At 70.7% G+C, this 16177-nt stretch carries 15 protein-coding genes; 5 read left to right on the top strand and 10 right to left on the bottom strand.

Annotation, left to right across the window (positions count from 1 at the left end; genetic code table 11):
* Positions 1-10 precede the first annotated feature (10 nt).
* Positions 11-1354, top strand: coding sequence for an NAD-dependent succinate-semialdehyde dehydrogenase (locus FZ046_RS12240; protein WP_070352441.1), 1344 nt, complete (start codon positions 11-13; stop codon positions 1352-1354).
* Between the two features lie 95 nt (positions 1355-1449).
* Here FZ046_RS12240 and FZ046_RS12235 read toward each other — a convergent pair whose 3' ends face one another.
* The 8 genes from FZ046_RS12235 to FZ046_RS12200 all read right to left on the bottom strand — a co-directional run bounded on the left by FZ046_RS12235 (position 1450) and on the right by FZ046_RS12200 (position 9700).
* Positions 1450-2085, bottom strand: a complete 636-nt coding sequence (locus FZ046_RS12235; protein ID WP_070352442.1) for a YoaK family protein — start codon at positions 2083-2085, stop codon at positions 1450-1452.
* Positions 2086-2120: 35 nt separating this feature from the next.
* Entirely contained in the window at positions 2121-3710 is a 1590-nt protein-coding gene (locus tag FZ046_RS12230; protein WP_246182973.1) for a gamma-glutamyltransferase, read from the bottom strand.
* Positions 3711-3756: 46 nt separating this feature from the next.
* Entirely contained in the window at positions 3757-4548 is a 792-nt protein-coding gene (locus FZ046_RS12225) for an amino acid ABC transporter ATP-binding protein (RefSeq protein WP_070352443.1), read from the bottom strand.
* Positions 4545-5330: an amino acid ABC transporter permease gene (locus FZ046_RS12220; RefSeq protein WP_070352444.1), complete on the bottom strand. Its 786-nt coding sequence runs from the start codon at positions 5328-5330 to the stop codon at positions 4545-4547. Before FZ046_RS12220 ends, FZ046_RS12225 begins: the two co-directional genes overlap by 4 nt.
* Positions 5331-5342: 12 nt before the next feature.
* The gene (locus FZ046_RS12215; RefSeq protein ID WP_070352478.1) at positions 5343-6215 is read right to left on the bottom strand and encodes an ABC transporter substrate-binding protein; all 873 of its coding nucleotides are present in this window, start codon (positions 6213-6215) and stop codon (positions 5343-5345) included.
* Positions 6216-6363: 148 nt separating this feature from the next.
* Positions 6364-7041 (bottom strand): TetR/AcrR family transcriptional regulator, encoded by a 678-nt coding sequence (locus tag FZ046_RS12210; protein WP_070352445.1) that lies wholly within the window; start codon positions 7039-7041, stop codon positions 6364-6366.
* A 17-nt stretch (positions 7042-7058) separates the two neighbouring features.
* Positions 7059-8216 (bottom strand): FAD-dependent oxidoreductase, encoded by a 1158-nt coding sequence (locus FZ046_RS12205; RefSeq protein WP_070352479.1) that lies wholly within the window; start codon positions 8214-8216, stop codon positions 7059-7061.
* Between the two features lie 2 nt (positions 8217-8218).
* Positions 8219-9700, bottom strand: a complete 1482-nt coding sequence (locus tag FZ046_RS12200) for a gamma-aminobutyraldehyde dehydrogenase (RefSeq protein WP_070352480.1) — start codon at positions 9698-9700, stop codon at positions 8219-8221.
* A 147-nt stretch (positions 9701-9847) separates the two neighbouring features.
* On the opposite strand from FZ046_RS12200, the gene FZ046_RS12190 reads away from it, so the two are divergent.
* The 4 genes from FZ046_RS12190 to FZ046_RS12175 all read left to right on the top strand — a co-directional run bounded on the left by FZ046_RS12190 (position 9848) and on the right by FZ046_RS12175 (position 14080).
* Positions 9848-10369: an Lrp/AsnC family transcriptional regulator gene (locus tag FZ046_RS12190; protein ID WP_070352446.1), complete on the top strand. Its 522-nt coding sequence runs from the start codon at positions 9848-9850 to the stop codon at positions 10367-10369.
* Positions 10366-11754, top strand: coding sequence for an aspartate aminotransferase family protein (locus tag FZ046_RS12185; RefSeq protein WP_070352447.1), 1389 nt, complete (start codon positions 10366-10368; stop codon positions 11752-11754). Before FZ046_RS12190 ends, FZ046_RS12185 begins: the two co-directional genes overlap by 4 nt.
* Before the next feature lie 23 nt (positions 11755-11777).
* Positions 11778-12761: an SMP-30/gluconolactonase/LRE family protein gene (locus FZ046_RS12180; protein ID WP_070352448.1), complete on the top strand. Its 984-nt coding sequence runs from the start codon at positions 11778-11780 to the stop codon at positions 12759-12761.
* Between the two features lie 113 nt (positions 12762-12874).
* On the top strand, positions 12875-14080 hold the full coding sequence (locus FZ046_RS12175) for a D-alanyl-D-alanine carboxypeptidase family protein (protein WP_070352449.1): 1206 nt from the start codon (positions 12875-12877) through the stop codon (positions 14078-14080).
* On the opposite strand, the gene yhjD is transcribed toward FZ046_RS12175, so the two are convergent.
* Complete coding sequence (yhjD, locus tag FZ046_RS12170; RefSeq protein WP_070352450.1) at positions 14077-15099, bottom strand: inner membrane protein YhjD; 1023 nt, start codon at positions 15097-15099, stop codon at positions 14077-14079. The genes FZ046_RS12175 and yhjD overlap by 4 nt on opposite strands.
* A gap of 67 nt (positions 15100-15166) precedes the next feature.
* Positions 15167-16177, bottom strand: coding sequence for a tryptophan--tRNA ligase (gene trpS / locus FZ046_RS12165; RefSeq protein ID WP_070352451.1), 1011 nt, complete (start codon positions 16175-16177; stop codon positions 15167-15169).

The following is a 16177-nucleotide window of genomic DNA, read 5'->3' as shown; positions in this document are numbered from 1 at the left end:
GTGAGTTCACGTGAGCACGTCTCTGTACGCAGTGGTCGACCCGTCCACGGGTGAGACGGTCAAGGAGTACCCGACCGCGACCGACGAGCAGGTCGATGGGGCCATCGCCGCGGCCGCGGCGGCCCACCGGGAATGGTCGCGCAGCACCAGCGTCGCCGACCGCGCGGCGCTGATCCGCCGGGTCGCCGAACTGCACGAGGAGCGCAAGGAGGACCTCGCGAAGATCATCCAGCGCGAGATGGGCAAGCCGCTCGACCAGTCGATCGGCGAGGTCGAGTTCTCCGCGGCCATCTACACCTACTACGCCGACAACGCCGAGAAGTTCCTCGCCGACGAGCCGATCGACCTGCTCGAGGGTGAGGGCTCGGCGCTGGTGCGCCGCAGCTCCGTCGGCGTGCTGCTCGGCATCATGCCGTGGAACTACCCCTACTACCAGGTCGCCCGCTTCGCCGGCCCGAACCTGACCGTCGGCAACACCATCGTGCTGAAGCACGCGCCGCAGTGCCCGGAATCGGCCGAGGCGCTGCAGCAGATCTTCCGCGATGCCGGCTACCCGGAAGGCGCCTACGTCAACGTCTACGCCACAAACGAGCAGATTGCCGATGCCATCGCCGATCCACGCGTGCAAGGGGTTTCGCTGACCGGCTCGGAGCGCGCCGGTGCGGCGGTCGCCGAGATCGCCGGACGCAACCTCAAGAAGGTCGTGCTCGAACTCGGCGGCTCCGACCCGTTCATCGTGCTGTCCACCGACGATCTCGACGGCACCGTGGAGGCTGCGGTCGACGGGCGCTTCGAGAACACCGGGCAGGCGTGCAACGCGGCCAAGCGCATCATCGTCGCCGAGTCCGTCTACGACGAGTTCCTCGACAAGTTCACCGCGAAGGTGCTCGAGAAGGCCGACGGCCTGGCACCGCTGTCGTCGGTGGCCGCCGCCGAGCGGCTCGACGACCAGGTGAGGCGTGCCGTGGACGACGGCGCCAGCCTGACCAGCCAGGGGCAGCGCAACGGCGCCTTCTTCCCGCCCGGGGTGCTGACGAACATGCCCGCTGACTACCGCGAGGAACTGTTCGGCCCCGTCGCCTCGGTGTACAAGGTCGCCGACGAAGACGAGGCCGTCGAGCTGGCCAACGACACCCCGTTCGGCCTCGGGTCCTACGTCTTCACCACCGACCCGGAGCAGGCCAAGCGCGTCGCCGACAAGATCGAGGCCGGCATGGTGTTCGTCAACGCCGTCGGCGCCGAGGGCGCCGAGCTGCCGTTCGGCGGGGTCAAGCGGTCCGGCTTCGGCCGCGAACTCGGTCGCTTCGGCATCGAGGAGTTCGTCAACAAGAAGCTGATCCGCATCGCCGGCTGACGAAGCCGGCTCCGCGAGACTGCGGTTGGTGACGGAATTCGCCCGGAAACCGTCACCAACTGCAGTCTCGGCGTGCTGCGTGCGGCCGGTTCAGCTCAGCCGGCGTCTCCCCACGCCCGGTGCCCCAGCACCGCGACGACCGCGGTGGTGGCGGCGGCGAGGTAGACCGGAACGCAGACGTGCACGCGCATCAGGAGCGCCCCGGCCAGGGCGCCGGCGAAGATCGCGACGATGGCCCACAGCCGGCGGTGCGTCAGCCACGCCGTGCCGCCGGCGAACAGCGTCTCCCCGGCATAGGCGGTGATCGTCGACGTGACGACCACGGTGGTCATGTCGGTGACGGCCAGTGCGCGCGCCGTCGCCGCCTGCATGCCCATCAGCGCTGCGATGCCCGCCGCGATCGCGATGCCCGCCGGCGACGCCCCCGTGACGTCGACGGTCAGCAGGACCGTCGCCAGACCCGCGAGAACCGCTGCGCTGCAGCCGAACAGAGCCGTCACGACCGCCGTCCAGGCAGGCTTGCGCCGGTGCACCAGCCGACCTCCGAGTGCGGCGCCGGCCACGTAGCCGCCCAGCGCCACCAGCGGACCGGCGACCGGTAGGCCGTCGGCGCCGGCCAGCCCCATGCCGAGGATGACGATGTTGCCGGTCATGTTGCCGGTGAACACCCGGTCCAGGCCGAGGTAGCCGACCGCGTCGAGCAGGCCCGTGACGCACGTCAGCGCCATCATCAACCACACCCGAAGGTGCGTAGTCCGCACCGGCACTAGCGGTCCCGGCGGGGGAACTGCGTGACGCTCGCCGCGCCGTCGGCGCGCGGGTCCGACGCCGCGACCAGCGCCCCGGACCGGTCCGCGAACACCACGTTGGCCTGCCCGAGTGCCTCGGTGTGCACGGGCACCGGCCACGGCAGCAGTCCCTCGGCGGCCACCGCGTCGACCGCGTCGGCGGGCACGTCGGCCTCGACGGTCACCGAATCGGCGGTCTCGCCGTCGATCTGCACGCCCACCGCGGCCCGCGGACCGCTGACGGCGGCCTGCGCGTCCGCGCCGTCGAGCGCACGCAGCAGCACCTGGGCGAGGATCTGCGGCTGCGCCTGCCCACCCATCGTGGCGAGCACGTGCCGCACTGCCCCGCCCTCGGTGGTCAGCACGGGCATCAGGGTATGCGCGGGCCGCTTGCGCGGCGCCAGCACGTTCGGCGACGCCGCGTCGAGGGAGAAGCTGGTGCCCCGGTTGTGGAACAGGATGCCGGTCTCGGGGTCGATCAGGCCGGAACCGAAGGCGTGGTAGACGCTCTGGATGAGGGAGACCGCGTAGCCCCGATCGTCGGCCGCGGCGATCCCGACGGTATCCCCGCGCGCGACCGGCGCGTGTCCGGTCCCCGCGGCGCCGACCGCGGTGACGTCGGCGAGCCCGTCCTTCAGCAGCGTGGGGACGTCCACGTCGGTGAACCGTGAGTCGGCGAGTCGCTCGTGCCGTAGGGCGTTGCCGCGATGGAAGATTCGCATCAACCGGCCCAGGCCGCGGCCGAGCGGGTCGGCGACGCCGAGTTCGTCGAGCGCCCGCAACGCCCGCAGCAACAGGAACCCGTGCGTATTCGGTGGGCTGGTGAGCACCGTGAGCGCGCCGAAGGTCGCCGACAGCGGATCGACGATCTCGGGCCGGAACGCCGCGAAGTCGTCGGCGTCGAGCACCGAGCCGTTTACGCGCAGGTAGTCCACGCTGCGTGCGGCGAGCCCACCGGCGTAGAACGCGTCCGGACCGGCGGCGCCCAGCGCCGCGAACGTCGCGGCGAGGGCGGGCTGGGTCAGCACGTCGCCGACCGCCAGCGGGCGGCCGCCCGGGTGGAAGACGCCGTCGAAGTCCGCGAGGCCGAACAGGTCGGCGTTCTCCGGGTCGGCGAGGTGGCCGGCGAGCGACGGTGCCACCGGCACACCGGTCCGTGCGACCTCCTCGGCCGCCGCCAGCGTCTCGGCCCAGCCGAGGCGGGAACCGAACGTGCGCAACGTCTCCCAGCCGCGGACGCCGCCGGGAACCGTCACCGTGTCGGCACCGCGGATGGGCAGCCAGTCGCCACACCGTCTGCGCACCTCGTCGACGTCGACGCCGCGACCGGACCATCCCGAGGCGTTGACGCAGCGCACGTCGCCGTCCGGCGTGCGCACCAGCGCGATCAGGTCACCGCCGAGCGCCACGTTGTGCGGATAGACGACGGTCAGGACGGCCGCGGCCACGACGGCGGCGTCGATGGCGGTGCCACCGTCGCGGTAGGCACGCATGCCGGCTTCCGTCGCCAGCGCGTGCGGTGTCGCCAGCGCTCCGGTGAAGGAACGCGATGCCGATGAGGTGGGCACGGTGGATTCGACTCCTCGCTCATGGGGGTGGGTTCGGCGTGCCGGCTCAGCCGAGCGTCGACAGGAACGCCTTGGTGCGCTCGTGCCGTGGGGCGGCGAACAGTTCGGCGGGTGGGGCGTCCTCGATGATGCGGCCGGCGTCCATGACGACGATCCGGTCGGCGACGTCGCGCGCGAAGCGCATCTCGTGGGTCACCACCACCATGGTCATGTGCTCGCGCGCGAGTTCGCGCATGACGGTGAGGACTTCACCGACCATCTCCACGTCGAGCGCCGAGGTGGGCTCGTCGAACAGCATGACCTTGGGCCGCATCGCCAGCGCCCGCGCGATCGCGACGCGCTGCTGCTGGCCGCCGGAGAGCTGGCTGGGCCGCGACTGCGCCTTGTCGGCCAGCCCGACCCGCTCCAGCAGCGCCATGGCGTCGTGCCGTGCGGTGTCCTTCGGCGTGCCGAGTACGCGCACCGGCCCGTTCCACACGTTCTCCAGCGCGGTCATGTGCGGGAACAGGTTGAAGTGCTGGAAGACGAAGCCGATCTCACGCCGCCGGCGGGCGAGTTCGGCGTTGCCCACCTTCTTCCCACTGCCGCCGCTGCGGTGCGCGATGGAGACACCACCGACCACGACGTCGCCGCTGTCCACCTTCTCCAGGTGGTTCAGCGAGCGCAGCAGCGTGGTCTTGCCGGCGCCGGACGGACCGATCAGCACGACGACCTCGCCGCGCATCACCTCCAGCGAGACGTCGTCGAGCACCGTGCGGCCGCCAAGCGTGCAGGACACGTTGCGGACCGAGACGACGGGCGCGGACGCGGTGGCCGTCGTCTGCTCCTCGCCGATCACGCGGGCACCCCCTCGAGTGCGGGATTGGCCTTGCGCGCCCCCAGCAGCCGCGCGGTGATGGGCACCCGCTGCTCGATGCCGAGCTGGCGGGCCAGCCGGTTCTCGATCCACGCCTGGATGAACGTCCAGATGGTGGTGAGGGCGAGGTAGTAGATGGCGACGACGATGAAGATCTCGAAGGTGTGGAACGTCGCCGAGCTGATCGACTGGGTGACGAGGAACATCTCGCTGACGCCGATCACCGACAGCACCGACGTCGTCTTCATCATCCCGTTGAACGAGTTGCCCAGGGGCGGCACCATGACCCGCAGCGACTGCGGCACCACGATCCAGCGCATCAGCCGCGTCGTCGTCATGCCGAGGGATGCGGCCGCCTCGAACTGCCCCTTGGGCACCGAATCCATTCCCGCGCGGATGATCTCGGCGATGTAGGCGCTCTCGTTCATCATCAGTCCGATCACTGCGGCCTGCACGGCGGCCTTGACCGACAGGCCCAGCAGCGAGACGTCGTGGAACTGGTACACGCCCACGGCGGCCAGCCCGGTGTAGATGATGACCAGCTGTACCAGCAGCGGGGTGCCCCGGATGATCCAGATGTAGACGCTCGCGCACCAGCGCAGGCCGGCGAACCGCGAGCGTCGCATCAGGGCGACCACCAGGCCGAGCACCGTCGCCAGCACCATGGCGACCACGGAGATGACGATCGTGAGGACGAGGCCGTCGAGGAACGCGTCACTCGGGGTGAACAGCGCCTTCCAGAAGAAGTCCCAGTCGAACTGCATGCCGTTTCCCGGTCAGCTCTCGATGGACAGGTCGGACATGCCCCACTCGTCGAGGATCTTGCCGTAGGTGCCGTTGGACTCGACCTCGCTGAGCGCACCGGCGAGGGCGTCGTGCAGGGCGGTGTTGCCCTTGAGGGTCGCCGCGCCGATCTGGATGGTGCCGAAGGGGTCGCCGACCGACTGGATCCGGGCACCGGTCTTGGTGGCGTAGTAGCCGAGCGTCTCGGCGGTGTCCATGAAGGCGTCGACCTGTCCGTTCTGCACCTGCTGGATGGACACGTCGGCCTGGTTGCTGCGGGTGATGTCGACCGGCGCCTTGCCTGCGGCCGTGCACTTCTCGGACTGCTCCTGCGCCAACGCCTCGGCGGTGGTGGCCACCGCGAGGATGACCTTCTTGCCGCACAGACTGTCGTCCAGGCCGGTGATTGCCGCCGGATGCTCCTTCGACACCGCGATGCCGGTGCCCGACATCACGTACGGCACGAAGTCGACGACCTTCTCGCGCTCGGGCTTGATGTAGAGCTGGGCCATGATGACGTCGCACTGCTTGGCCTGCAGCGTGGGAATGACCGTGGCGAAGGAGGATTCGACGAACTGCGCGTTCAGCCCCAGCTGCGCGGCGAGGGCCTTGCCGAGATCCACCTCGCTGCCGACGAGTTCACCGGACGCGTCGTGGTAGACGTTCGGCGGCGTGCCGTCGTTCGGCGCGCAGATCTTCAGGGTGTCGGCCTGCAGAACGGCCGGCGGGGCCACCTTGGGCGGCCCGGACTTGGTCGGCTCCGCGCCGGATGCGGCGTCGTCCGACGACGAGCACCCCGTCATCGCGAGGATGGCCGCGGCCGAGCAGACGGCCGCGCGGACGAGGTGGATGGTGCTGCGACTCATGGGTTCCTCCATCGGACGGGAGGCGGCCGAGTAGACGCTTCGTCGACGCTTGCCGGCCGCTGACCTATCAGACGATAGGACCCTATCGAACGATAGGCACCTTTTCAGCGGAAATTCACGCCGCTGTTACACGGGTCGTCGCCCGGAGTCAGACGACCGCGGCGGTCGGCAGCTCGTCGAGCCGTCGCAGCGTCGCGGCGTGGATCCGGTCCAGATCGGCCGGGTCGGCCAGCAGGCCGCGCACCACGAAGTCCGCGGCCTGCAGCGGCCGGCGTCCACGGAGGCGACCGCCGGGGCCGCCCTGCTCGCGCAACGTCTCGAACAGCACGCCGTTCATCGCGCGCTGCACGAACGTCGGTTCGAAGTCCACGAATTCGCCCGCGGCACGCCCGCCGCGGACCACCCGTGCGATGAGCCGATGGAACAGCGCGATGCCCGCGCGCTCGTCGGCGAATTCGTCGAGGCCCAGCACGGCGTCCTGGTACAGGCCGCGCGCGTCGAAGGGCTGCACCAGCACCTCGCGGACGTCGCACGCGATCACCAGGTGCAGCTTCTCCCCCCACGACGAATCCTCGGCGAGGCGCTGCGTGATCCGTTGGATCGACGGCCCGAGGTCGAGTTCCACCAGCGTGCGGAAGATGGCGTGCTTGGCCTCGAAGTGATGGAACAGCGAGGGTTGGCGGATCGCCACGGCGTCGGCGATGTCGCGCGTCGACGTGCCGAAGTAGCCGCGCTGAGCGAACAGCGTCGACGCCGCGAGCAGGATGCGGCCGCGGGTCGAGGACCAGTCCACCTCCGGCGACCGCCACGCCTGCCCGTACTTCACACCGGCGATTGTGTCACTCAGTGGCGGCCGAGTACGTGCGGCCCGGCGCGATCGGGGACGCCTCCGGCGAACCGCGCCCGCGACAGCGCCCCGACGTCGGCGTCGACGGGGCGGTCCTCGACGAGGTCGGCGAGCACCTCCCCCATCAGCGCCGAGAACTTGAAGCCCTCACCGGAATCGCCGCACGCCAGCACGATTGGGCCCTCGAGACGGTCGATCACGAACCGGCCGTCCGGCGAATCGGTCCACGAGCACACCTGTTCGTCGAGCACGGTGGGCGTGACTGCACGCAGGTCGGCCGCAACGCGCTCGCGGATCACGGCCGTGCGGCCCGCGTCGGGCGTGCGGTCGACGTCGCCGGGGGCATAGTCGCGCAACGGCCGGTCGAGTCCCACCTTGTAGCCAACGCCGGGCGTCGGCATGGCGTAGATGCCCGGCCGGTCGCCGACCGGCCCGTCGAACAGACCGGGCAGGTCGTCGCCGGCGTGCGGCGCGGCGGGGTCGCCGAAGTGCACCACCTGCTCGAGGTACGGGTGCAGCGCGACGTCGATCCCGAGGCCGGCGAGCAGCGGCGCCGCGCCCGGCCCGGGGGCCAGCACGGCGGCGTCCGCCTGCACCGACCTGCCGTCACCGAGGTCGACGCGCACCCCGCTCGCCGTGGCCTCGACGCCGACGACGTCACCGGTGAGAAGCATTGCATCAGGACGGTTCTGGAAGAGACGCAGCTGTGCGCGCAGCGACACCGCGGCCAGCACGACGCCCGCCACGGGCTGCCACACCGCGTCACGACCATCGGGGCGCAGGCCCGGGAAGAACCGGTCGACGTCGGCGGCGGACACCGCCGTGTGCTCCACGCCGAGCGCGTCGAGCGTCGCCAGCAACGGCGGCAGCGACTCGTCGTCGCGCCACAGCATGCCGCGGGTGAGATACACCGGCTCGCCCGCCCGCTCGGTGAGCCGGCGCATCGCGTCGAGACCGCGCATGGACAGCCGCACGCGCGCCGGATCGGGATCGGCCAGCCGCCACAGCCGCGTCGGGCCGCGCGACGACGAGAGGTCGTTGGCCGGGCCGTAGCGGTCGACGAGTGTGACGCGGTGCCCGCGCCGTGCCAGTTCGGCGGCCGCGGGCAGGCCCCACGCCCCGGCGCCGACGACGACGACGTCCAGCGGGCTCACGCTCACCGCTTGCTGAAGATGATCCGGTGCCAGTCCTTCTCGGCCACCGCCGTGATGTCGCTCATCACGTGCTTGATGGTGAGGTACTCCTCGAACGAGTAGTCGCTCATGTCCTTGCCAAAGCCCGACGCGCCGACGCCGCCGTGCGGCATCTCGCTGATGATCGGGATGTGGTCGTTGATCCACACGCAGCCGGCGCTGATCTCGCGCGACGCGCGCTGCGCCCGGTAGACGTCGCGCGTCCACGCCGAGGCCGCCAGCCCGTAATCGGTGTCATTGGCCTGGCGCAGCGCGTCGTCGTCGTCGGTGAAGGGCCGTGCGGTCAGCACCGGCCCGAAGATCTCGCTGCGGTAGGCCTCCGACGACTCGGCGACGTCGGCGATCAGCGTCGGCCGGTAGAACGCTCCGGGCAGGTCGGGCGCACTGCCACCGGTGACGATGCGGCCGCCCTCGCCGGGCGCGCGGGCCACGATGCCCGCGACCTTGTCCCGGTGCGCGGTCGTGATGAGCGGCCCGAGGTCGGTGTCGGGGTCGTGCGGGTCGCCCACGACGACCTTCGCCATCAGCTCCCCCACCCCGGCGACGAAGTCGTCGTACACCTCGCGGGCGACGATCGCGCGGGTGGCGGCCGTGCAGTCCTGCCCGGTGTTGATGAGCGATGCGGCGACCGCGCCGTGGATCGCGGCGTCGAGGTCGGCGTCGGCGAAGACGACGAACGGCGCCTTGCCTCCCAGCTCCAGCTGCGTGCGATGCCCGTGCGCGGCGGCCGCCGCCATCACCTTGCGGCCCACCGGCGTGGAGCCGGTGAAGGTGACGAGGTCGACCCCGGCGTGGCCGGCGAGCGCCGTGCCGACGTCGTGGCCCGCACCGGTGACGACGTTGAGGACGCCGTCGGGCAGGCCGGCCTCGGTGGCCAACCTGGCCAGCGTCAGCGTGGTCAGCGGGGTGATCTCGGCGGGCTTGATCACCACCGAGCACCCGGCCGCCAACGCCGGCAACACCTTCCACACCGCCATCTGCAACGGGTAGTTCCAGGGGGTGATGGTGGCGACGACGCCGATGGCCTCGCGCCGGATGCTCGAGGTGTGGTCGCCGGAGTACTCGGCGGTGGCCTTGCCCTCGAGGTGCCGCGCGGCGCCGGCGAAGAAGTCGATGTTGTCGACGCTGCCCGGGACGTCGAACTCGGTCGCCAACCGCACCGGCTTGCCGGTCTGGCTGACCTCCTCGGCGACCAACTCCTTGCTGGCCGCGCCCGCCAGGGCGGCCAGCTTGGCCAGCACCGTGGAGCGTTCGGCGGGCGTCGCCGACGACCAGCCACCGAGCGCGGCGCGTGCGGCGGTGACCGCGGTGTCGACGTCGGCAGGGGTGGCCAGCGCGTACTCGGCGACCACCTGGCCCGTCGCCGGGTCCACGACGCCGAACGTCTCGCCGCCGGTCCGCACCGGGCTGCCGTCGAGATAGCTGCCTGCCACCGTCTGAGCCATGGGCGTCACGCTAGCGCCTCGGACACCGGCGCGGCTAGGTGAACGGCCGAGGAAGCAGCTACGCATCCCGCATCCCGGGCGTGGCCAAACGAACGATTTCGTCGGTGTGGTTGCCCTGGATGACGGATTCCGTGCACAATCGTGAGCATGGTCACCCCTGACGCCCAGCCCGGGGCCCAGGCTGTCTCGCTCCGCATCAGCCACTCGCGCCCGGGCGCGGCGTACCAGCTCGACGAACTGTCCAAGGCGATCATCGAGAAGCTGCAGCAGGACGGCCGACGGTCCTACGCCGGTATCGGCAAGGCCGTCGGGCTGAGCGAGGCCGCGGTCCGCCAGCGCGTGCAGCGCATGGTGGACGCCGGCGTCATGCAGATCGTCGCCGTCACCGACCCCATGCAGCTCGGCTTCGCCCGCCAGGCCATGATCGGCATCCGCTGCACCGGCGACACCACCAAGGTCGCCGAGAAGCTCTCCGCCATCGAATCCGTCGACTACGTCGTCCTCACCGCCGGCTCCTTCGACGCCATCGTCGAAGTGGTCTGCGAGGACGACGGCGACCTGCTCGACCTGCTCAACACCAAGATCCGCGCCGTACCGGGAGTGATATCCACCGAAACCTTGGTCTATCTCAAACTCGTCAAGCAGCAATACAATTGGGGCACGCGATGACAATCGTCTCTGAAACTTCCGAAACATCCACCACCGACCTCGACGCCAAGGCCAACCGCCACCTGTGGGGCCACTTCGCCCGCCACGGCGAAGGCATCACCCCGACGGTGATCACCCGGGGTGAGGGCGTCCACATCTGGGACAGCAAGGGCAACAAGTACATCGACGGCCTCTCCGGGCTGTTCGTGGTGCAGGCCGGCCATGGCCGCGCCGAGTTGGCCGAAGCCGCAGCCAAGCAGGCCGAGTCGCTGGCCTTCTTCCCGCTGTGGTCCTTCGCGACGCCGCCTGCCATCGAATTGGCCGAGCGCCTCGCCGGATACACCCCGGGTGATCTGAACCGCGTCTTCTTCACCACCGGTGGCGGCGAGGCCGTGGAGAGCGCCTGGAAGCTGGCCAAGCAGTACTTCAAGCTGACCGGCAAGCCGGGCAAGTACAAGGTCATGTCGCGGTCCATCGCCTACCACGGCACGCCGCAGGGGGCGCTGGCCATCACCGGCATCCCGACGTTCAAGGCACCGTTCGATCCGCCGACCCCCGGCGGCTTCCGCGTGCCCAACACCAACTTCTACCGGGCGCCCGAGCAGTTCAGCTCCGACCCCAAGGCGTTCGGCCGGTACTGCGCCGACCGGATCGCCGAGGCGATCGAGTTCGAGGGGCCCGACACCGTCGCCGCCGTGTTCCTCGAACCGGTGCAGAACGCCGGCGGCTGCTTCCCGCCGCCGCCCGGATACTTCGAGCGCGTCCGCGAGATCTGCGACGCCTACGACGTGCTGCTGGTCTCCGACGAGGTCATCTGCGCCTACGGCCGCATCGGTTCGATGTTCGCGTGCAACGACTTCGGCTACACGCCCGACATCATCACGTGCGCCAAGGGCCTGACGTCGGGCTACTCCCCGATCGGCGCGATGATCGCCAGCGACCGGCTGTTCGAACCGTTCAACGACGGGCAGACGGTGTTCGGGCACGGCTACACCTTCGGCGGGCACCCGGTGTCGTCGGCGGTGGCGCTGGCCAACCTCGACATCTTCGAGCGCGAGGGCCTCAACGACCACGTCAAGGAGAACGCCCCGGCGTTCCGCGCCACGTTGGAGAAGCTGCTGGAGCTTCCGATCGTCGGCGACGTCCGCGGCGAGGGCTACTTCTACGGCATCGAACTCGTCAAGGACAAGGCCACCAAGGAGACGTTCAACGACGAGGAGTGCGAGCGGCTGCTGCGCGGCTTCCTCACCCCGGCGCTGTTCGAGGCCGGGCTGTACTGCCGCGCCGACGACCGTGGCGACCCAGTCGTGCAGCTGGCACCGCCGCTGATCAGCGGCCAGCCGGAGTTCGACGCCATCTACGAGATCCTGCGCGACGTCCTGGGCCGAGCCAGCAGCATGCTGTAGGTCGCGGCGATATCGTCGACGCGATGAAGCCGCCGATCCACCCCGTCCGCTGGCAGCCGCCACCGATCGACCCGCTGCCCGAGCAGCCGGCACCACCGGTCACGGTGGTGCCGGTCGCCGGTCACGGACCCGAGGACGTCGTCGTCGACGCCGCCGGGCGCCTGTGGACGGGGTTGGTCGACGGACGGATCGTGCGGTGCGCACCTGACGGCAGCGACCAGACGGTCGTCGCCACCACCGGCGGCCGCCCGCTCGGCCTGCACGTCGCCCGCGACGGCCGGGTGCTGATCTGCGACAGCCACCGCGGGCTCCTGGCGCTCGACCCCGACAGCGAGGCCCTGCGGGTGCTGGTGAGCGCCATCGACGGGCGGCCACTGCGGTTCTGCTCCAACGTGACCGAGACCGACGACGGCACCATCTGGTTCACCGAGTCGACCAGCGACTTCCACTTCGAGCACTTCCTCGGAGCCGTGCTCGAGGCCCGCGGCACCGGCGGGCTGTACCGGCTGGACCCCGACGGCACCGTCACCACCGTCCTCGACGGCCTCTACTTCGCCAACGGGGTCACCGTCACCGCCGACGGCTCGGCGCTCGTCGTCGCCGAGACCGTCGGCCGCCGCCTGTCGAAGTACTGGCTCACCGGCCCGCGGGCGGGCAGCGTCACGCCGCTCGCCGTCCACCTGCCCGGCATGCCCGACAACATCTCCACCGGCGCCGACGGGCGCATCTGGACGGCGCTGGTGACGCCGGCCAACCCGGCCGCCGAGAGCCTGATGCCGCGCGCGCCGTGGCTGCGGCAGGTGATCTGGCGGCTGCCCAAGCGCTTGCAGCCCAAGGTGCAGCCGGAGATCTGGGTCGTCGCCTTCGACCCGGAGGACGGCTCGGTGGTCGGCGGCGTGCGCACGTCGCGGCCCGACTTCGGCGGCGTCACCGGCGTCGTGGAATCCGGCGGGCGGCTGTGGATGTCGACCATCGAGTTCGCCGCGCTGGGCTACGTCGACGTCTAAGCAGCCGGGACGGCCGGCCATCGCGGCGTCCCGTCCCAGTGGCCACATTCGTCGCGGCGGTCACAGCGTGCCTCCCCGGTTTCCCACCCGGTGGCTCGTAATCTGCTCACACCATGGCTCACTCCGGATCGGTCGTGCGACGCCTCGCCTGCCTGGCGGCGACCGCCGTCGTCGCCGTCGCCCCCGCCGTGATCGGCACGCCGACCGCATCGGCGGACCCGGACCCCTGCCCCTACAAGGTGGCCACCCCGCCGGCCGTCGACGACTCCGAGGTGCCCAAGGCCGGCCCGCCGCCCGAACCGCTGCCGGTGCCCGCCGAGCCACTCGGCGGCGACGCGCTCGGGGGCTGCGGCATCGTGGTGGCGCCGGGCGCGGCACCGGTGCCCGGGGACGTATCGGCCGAGGCCTGGCTGGTGGCCGACCTGGACTCCGGCGACATCATCGCCGCGCGCGACCCGCACGGCCGGCACCGCCCGGCGAGCATCATCAAGGTGCTCGTCGCCATGCAGTCGGTCAAGGACCTGCCGCTCAACAAGCAGGTGATCGGCACGGCCGACGACGCGTCGGCCGAGGGCACCCGCATCGGCGTGAAGGACGGCAGCGTCTACACCGTCAACGACCTGCTGCACGGTCTGCTGATGCACTCCGGCAACGACGCCGCGCACGCGCTGGCCGGCCAACTCGGCGGCATGGACGCCGCGCTCGGCAAGATCAACGATCTGGCCCGCAAGCTCGGCGGCCGCGACACCCGCGCGGCGACGCCGTCGGGCCTGGACGGGCCGGGCATGAGCACGTCGGCCTACGACATCGGCCTGTTCTACCGGTACGCCTGGCAGAACAAGGTCTTCACCGACATCGTCGCGACGCGCAAGTACCAGCTGCCGGAGTACGAACTCGAGAACGACAACAAGCTGCTGGACAACTACGACGGCGCGATGGGCGGCAAGACGGGCTACACCGACGACGCCGGCCAGACGTTCGTCGGCGCCGCCAACCGCGACGGCCGCCGCCTGGTGGCGGTGCTGCTCAAGGGCACCCGGCAGCCGATCGCGCCGTGGGAGCAGGCCGCCCGGCTGCTCGACTACGGGTTCGCGTCTCCGCCCGGCACCAAGGTCGGCACGCTGATCGAACCGGATCCGTCGCTGCTGCCGAAGGACCCCGAGGAGCTGTCGACGCTGGACGCCGCCAAGGACCTCGCCGCGGCGCTGCCGCCCGAGGACGCCACCCCGGTGCGCGTCGGCGTCGGCGTGGTCGGCTCGCTGATCGTGTTTGCGCTCATCATGGCCGCCAGGTCGCTGAACCGGCGGTCGGCCGGCTAGCGTCGCCGCATCAGCCGCGAGAAGCCCAGCGCGCCAAGCGCTCCGGCGGCCGCCGCGGTGATGGCTCCGGCAGGACCGAGGCCCGAGCGGGTCTGCACGCGCGTGGTGACGCGTACCGGGCCGGGCGCCTCCACCGGAGCCGCGGCGAGGTTCTCCTTCGACGTCGCCGCCCACGCGGTCGCGAACAGGACGAGCCGCGACGTGACGTACGCGAACACCATCAGACCGAGCACCGGGCCGAACGTCGCGCCGGCCGGGCCGGTCACGATCGACTGCAGGTAGATCGACGCCACCTGCTTGAAGATCTCGAAGCCGACCGCGGCCAGCAGGCCGGCGCGCACCGAGCTGCGGAAGCTCACCGATTCCCGAGGGAGCCGGGCGATGATCCAGGTGAAGAGCATCCACGACACCAGCAGCGACAACGCCAGCGACGCCAGGAACAGCGCGACTCCGGCGCCGGGCACGTCCTGCAGTCCGAAGAACTCGAGCACGGTGCGCAGCAGCCCGGAGCTGCCCACCGCCGTGAGCGCCAGCGTGACGACGAGGGCCGCGAACGTCGACACCAGCGCCAGCAGGTCGCTGAGCTTGGTGCGCAGGAAGTTCCCGGCCTCGCGGCGCTGCAACCACATCTCCGACAGCGCCTCGCGCAGGTTGGCCATCCACCCGAGTCCCGCCCACGCGGCCGTGAGCAGACCGATGACACCCACCGAAGTGCGGGATTCGATGGCGCTGTCCATCAGCTTGATCAGCTGGTCGCTGATGTCGCCGGACACCGTCGAGCGGATCTGGTTCTCCACCTGCGCCAGCAGCGCGGCGTCGTTCGCGAGCACGAAGCCCGCGCCGGCGAACGTGACCATGAGCAGGGGGAAGAGCGCGAACACGGTGAAGTACGTGATGCCCGCGGCGAAGAAGTCGCCCTTGCTCTTCTGGTAGCGCTCCTGGGCCACCAACGTGCGGTCCAGCCAGCGGTACCTGGCCCGGTACCGGTCCAGCAGGCCCGGTTCCGCGGGTTCGGTCATCCGGCCTCCTGCGCCGCGGGTATGGGTCCATGGTCGGTGCCCCAGCCGCGCCGCCCGGTCACGCCGGTCACCCGCGCCGCTGGAGGAAACCCAATCTGTCATATACCCGCTGCAGCGTCCTGGCAGACACCTCGTTGGCGCGGTCGGCCCCGGCCGCCAGGATGCGTTCGAGTTCGGCGGTGTCGGCCAGCATCTCGTCGACCCTCGCCTTGATCGGGGTGACGTACTCGACGACGGCGTCGGCGGTCTCGGTCTTCAGGTCGCCGTAGCCGCGACCGGCGTAGCCCGCGACCAGGGTGTCGACGTCGGTGCCCGTCACCGCCGACTGGATGGTCAGCAGGTTCGACACGCCGGGCTTGGCGTCGCGGTCGAAGCGGATCTCGCGCTCACTGTCGGTCACCGCCGAGCGGATCTTCTTCGCGGTCTTCTTCGGGTCGTCGAGCAGGCTGATGAGGCCTGCGTCGGTGGCCGCCGACTTGCTCATCTTGGCCGTGGGGTCCTGCAGGTCGTAGATCTTGGCGGTCGCCTTGGGAATCATCGCCTCGGGCACGACGAACGTGTCCGGGAAGCGGGCGTTGAACCGCTGCGCGACGTCGCGCGCCAACTCGAGGTGCTGGCGCTGGTCCTCGCCGACGGGTACCTGGTTGGTGTCGTAGAGCAGGACGTCGGCGGCCATCAGCACCGGGTAGGTGAACAGGCCGACGGTGGTGGCGTCGGTGCCCTCCTTCTGCGACTTGTCCTTGAACTGCGTCATCCGCGACGCCTGCCCGAATCCGGTGAAACAGCCCAGCACCCAAGACAATTCGGCGTGCGCAGGCACGTGGCTCTGCACCAGCACGGTGGACCGGGCGGGGTCGATGCCCAGCGCCAGGTACTGCGCCGCGGTCAGCAGCGTGCGCCGCCGCAGCGTCGCGGGGTCCTGGGCGATGGTGATGGCGTGCAGATCGACCACGCAGAAGTAGGCGTCGTAGTCGTCCTGCAGGCCCACCCACTGCTCGACGGCCCCGAGCGCGTTGCCGAGGTGCATCGAATCGGAGGTGGGCTGAACGCCGGAGAAGACGACGGGCTGAGTGCTCAT

It is taken from the genome of Mycolicibacterium grossiae, from assembly GCF_008329645.1.
GTDB lineage: Bacteria > Actinomycetota > Actinomycetes > Mycobacteriales > Mycobacteriaceae > Mycobacterium > Mycobacterium grossiae.
This window is presented reverse-complemented; position numbering and strand designations above follow the sequence as displayed.